The sequence below is a fragment of the Kitasatospora putterlickiae genome, from assembly GCF_039527695.1.
Taxonomy (GTDB): domain Bacteria; phylum Actinomycetota; class Actinomycetes; order Streptomycetales; family Streptomycetaceae; genus Kitasatospora; species Kitasatospora putterlickiae.
In genome coordinates this window covers 13,517-17,279 of record NZ_BAAAKJ010000304.1, presented here as the reverse complement: position 1 = coordinate 17,279, position 3,763 = coordinate 13,517, and the positions used below count along the sequence as shown (strand labels likewise).

Annotated in this window: 2 protein-coding genes and 1 pseudogene; 1 reads left to right on the top strand and 2 read right to left on the bottom strand. The window is 74.4% G+C overall.

Features of this window, described 5'->3' with window-relative positions; genetic code table 11:
* On the bottom strand, positions 1-2,283 hold a 2,283-nt coding region (locus ABD308_RS29265), incomplete at its 3' end, for a Tex family protein (RefSeq protein WP_344341085.1).
* A gap of 237 nt (positions 2,284-2,520) precedes the next feature.
* On the opposite strand from ABD308_RS29265, the gene ABD308_RS29260 reads away from it, so the two are divergent.
* Positions 2,521-3,486 (top strand): aminoglycoside phosphotransferase family protein, encoded by a 966-nt coding sequence (locus tag ABD308_RS29260; protein ID WP_344341082.1) that lies wholly within the window; start codon positions 2,521-2,523, stop codon positions 3,484-3,486.
* A 51-nt stretch (positions 3,487-3,537) separates the two neighbouring features.
* Here the strand turns inward: ABD308_RS29260 and ABD308_RS29255 are convergent.
* A pseudogene (locus ABD308_RS29255) lies at positions 3,538-3,763 on the bottom strand (FHA domain-containing protein); the annotation flags it as partial.

Below are 3,763 nucleotides of genomic sequence, written 5' to 3'. Positions count from 1 at the left end.
GCCGCGGCGCTCCTGGCGCGGCGGGCCGTCCTGCCGGTCGCCGCCGCGGCCGCCGCGCTCGCCGCCGCGCTCCACCTCGTCGTCCAGCCGCAGGGTGAGCCCGATCCGCTTGCGCGGCACGTCCACCGAGGTCACCCGGACGGTCACGATGTCGCCCGGCTTGACCACCTCGCGCGGGTCCTTGACGAAGTTCTTCGACAGCGCCGACACGTGCACCAGCCCGTCCTGGTGCACGCCCACGTCGACGAAGGCGCCGAACGCGGCCACGTTGGTCACCACGCCCTCCAGCACCATGCCGACCTCCAGGTCGCCGATCTTGTCGACGCCCTCCTTGAAGGTCGCGGTGCGGAACGCCGGGCGCGGGTCACGGCCCGGCTTGTCCAGCTCGCCGAGGATGTCGGTGACGGTCGGCACGCCGAAGGTGTCGTCGGCGAAGTCACCCGGCCGCAGGGCGCGCAGCCTGCCGCCGTTGCCGATCAGCTCGCGCAGCTCCCCGCCGGTCGCGGCGAGGATCCGGCGCACCACCGGGTACGCCTCCGGGTGCACGCTGGAGGCGTCCAGTGGGTCGTCGCCGTCCGGGATCCGCAGGAAGCCCGCGCACTGCTCGAAGGCCTTCGGGCCGAGCCGGGCCACGTCCTTCAGCGCCTTGCGGGTGCGGAACGGGCCGTTGGCGTCCCGGTGGGCGACGATGTTGTCCGCGAGCGTGCCGGTGATGCCGGAGACCCGGGTGAGCAGCGGGGCGGAGGCGGTGTTGACGTCCACGCCGACCGCGTTCACGCAGTCCTCGACCACGGCGTCCAGCGAGCGGGAGAGCTTCAGCTCGCTCAGGTCGTGCTGGTACTGGCCGACCCCGATCGACTTGGGATCGATCTTGACCAGTTCGGCCAGCGGGTCCTGGAGCCGGCGGGCGATCGAGACCGCGCCGCGGATCGACACGTCCAGGTCCGGCAGCTCCTGCGAGGCGAAGGCGGACGCCGAGTAGACCGAGGCGCCGGCCTCGCTGACCATCGCCTTGGTGAGCTTGAGTTCCGGGTGGCGCTTGATGAGGTCCTCGGCGAGCTTGTCGGTCTCCCGGGAGGCGGTGCCGTTGCCGATCGCCACCAGGTCGACGTCGTGCTTCGCCGCCAGCGCGGCCAGGGTCGCCAGCGCGGCGTCCCACTTGTTGGCGGGCTGGTGCGGGTAGATCGTGTCGTACGCGACCACCTTGCCGGTCGCGTCCACCACCGCGACCTTGACGCCGGTGCGGAAGCCCGGGTCCAGGCCCATGGTGGCGCGGGTGCCGGCCGGGGCGGCGAGCAGCAGGTCCCGCAGGTTGGCGGCGAAGACGCGCACCGCCTCGTCCTCGGCCTCCGCGCGCAGCCGGCCGCGCAGGTCGATGCCGAGCCGGACCAGGATCCGGGTGCGCCAGGCCCAGCGGACGGTGTCGCCGAGCCACTTGTCGGCCGGGCGGCCGTGGTCGGCGATGCCGAAGCGGGCGGCGATGCGCTGCTCGTAGTCGTTGGCGCCGGGCAGGTCGCCGGCCTCCTCGCCGTCGTACGGGGACAGGTCGAGGTCCAGCACCTCCTCCTTCTCGCCGCGCAGCATCGCCAGGACGCGGTGCGAGGGGAGCCTGGTGTACGGCTCGGCGAAGTCGAAGTAGTCGGCGAACTTCGCGCCCTCCTGCTCCTTGCCCTCGCGGACGGTGGCGACCATCCGGCCCCGGGTCCACATCCGCTCGCGCAGCGAGCCGACCAGGTCGGCGTCCTCGCCGAACCGCTCGACCAGGATCGCCCGGGCGCCCTCCAGCGCGGCCGGGGCGTCGGCCACCGACTCGTTCAGGTAGCCCGCCGCCAGCGCGGCCGGGTCCTGCGCCGGGTCGGCGAGCAGGGTGTCCGCCAGCGGCTCCAGGCCGGCCTCGCGGGCGATCTGCGCCTTGGTGCGCCGCTTCGGCTTGAACGGCAGGTAGATGTCCTCCAGCCGCGCCTTGGAGTCGGCGGCCAGGACCCGCGCGCGCAGCGCGTCGTCCAGCTTGCCCTGCGCCTCGATCGACTCCAGGACGGCGGTGCGCCGCTCCTCCAGCTCCCGCAGGTAGCGCAGCCGCTCCTCCAGGGTGCGCAGCTGCGCGTCGTCCAGCGAGCCGGTGACCTCCTTGCGGTAGCGGGCCACGAACGGCACCGTCGCGCCGCCGTCCAGCAGCTCGACCGCCGACTTCACCTGCCCCTCGCGGACGCCCAGTTCCTCGGCGATCTTCCGCTCGATCGCCTGCTGGGCCTGCTTGGCCGCCTGTTCGACTGGCGTGGTCACGAAGCCGGTCACCTTCTTCAGAGTTGCGTTCCGTACCCCCGCATTCTCGCAGCAACCCCCGACACCCCGCCCCGCCCCCGCCACCCCGGGCGTGGCGTGCGGCCGCCCGCGACGGCCCCCGTCGCGACCCCGAGCGCCCCCCGCGAAACCCAACGCCTCCCCGAAATACTCATGTTCTCACCCTGGTGTTCGAAATCCGCCTGAGCGCGGGGCCCCTCGCGGCGTACAGTGCCGGGCATGTGCGCAGCCGCTCGGACGCCCGACCACCTGCACGACGACGACCACCGGTACAGCCCTCTGCACGATCCCCTGCACGACCGTCTGCACGACGACGAACCCGCCATCGACACCGGACTGGTACGGCGGCTGATCGCCCTCCAGTTCCCGCAGTGGAAGGGCCTGCCGCTCGCGGCGGCCGGGCTCACCGCCACCGACAACGCGATGTTCCGGCTCGGACCCGAACTCGCCGTCCGCCTCCCCCGGGCCGCGTGGGCCGCCGGGAACCTCGGACGCGAGCAGTACTGGCTCCCCCGCCTCGCCCGGCACCTGCCGGTGCCCGTCCCGGCGCCGGTCGGCCAGGGCCGGCCGACCGTCGGCTACCCCTGGAGCTGGTCGGTGCTGCGATGGCTCGACGGCGCCAACCCGGTCCCCGGATCGATCCCCAACCCCGTCCAGCTCGCCTACGACCTCGCCGAATTCGTCACCGCCCTGCGCTCCGTCGAACCCGCCCCGGACGCCCCGGACGCACTGCGCGCCGGGTCACTGGCGAGCCGTGACGCCGCCACCCGGGCCGCCATCGGGCGGCTGCGCGGGGTGCTCGACACCGAGACGGCGACCGCCCTGTGGGACAAGGCGCTACGGCTGCCCGAGCCCTCCGGGCCGGCCGTCTGGGTGCACGGCGACCTCACCCCCGGCAACCTCCTGGTCACCGGCCAACGCCTCAGCGCGGTCCTGGACTTCGGCCTGCTGGGCGTCGGTGACCCGACCGTCGACCTGCTGCCCGCCTGGAGCCTGCTCCCGCCTTCCGCCCGCCCGGCCTTCCGCGGCACCCTGGCCGTCGACGACGCCACCTGGGAACGCGGCCGCGCCTGGGCGCTGTCCATCGCCCTCGTCCAACTGCCCTACTACCGCACCACCAACCCGCCACTGGCCGCCAACGCCCGGCACGTCGTCCGGGAGATCCTGGCGGACCGCAGCGTGTGAGCCTCCGGCCGGGCGGGCCTCAAGCCGGACGATTCTCCGGCCGGGCGGGCGTCAGATGGAGCGCGTCGGTTCGGCGGCCCCCGGCGGCAGCGGGGTGCGGGCCGCCTCCGACCGCCACGCCACGGCCAGCTCGGCCGGGAAGCGGCGGCCGCTGCGGGTCAGCACCAGCCCGGGCGTCAACTCGACCTCGTCGCCCGGGCGGAACGGCCGGTCGGCGCCCGGCGGGAGCCGCTCCCACGGGCCCAGGTGGCCGCGCCGCCCGGCCGCCCCCATCCGG

Coding starts and splice junctions, on each gene's coding strand:
- ABD308_RS29260 (WP_344341082.1), top strand. CDS start 2,521: ATGTGCGCAGCCGCTCGGACGCCCGACCACCTGCACGACGACGACCAC.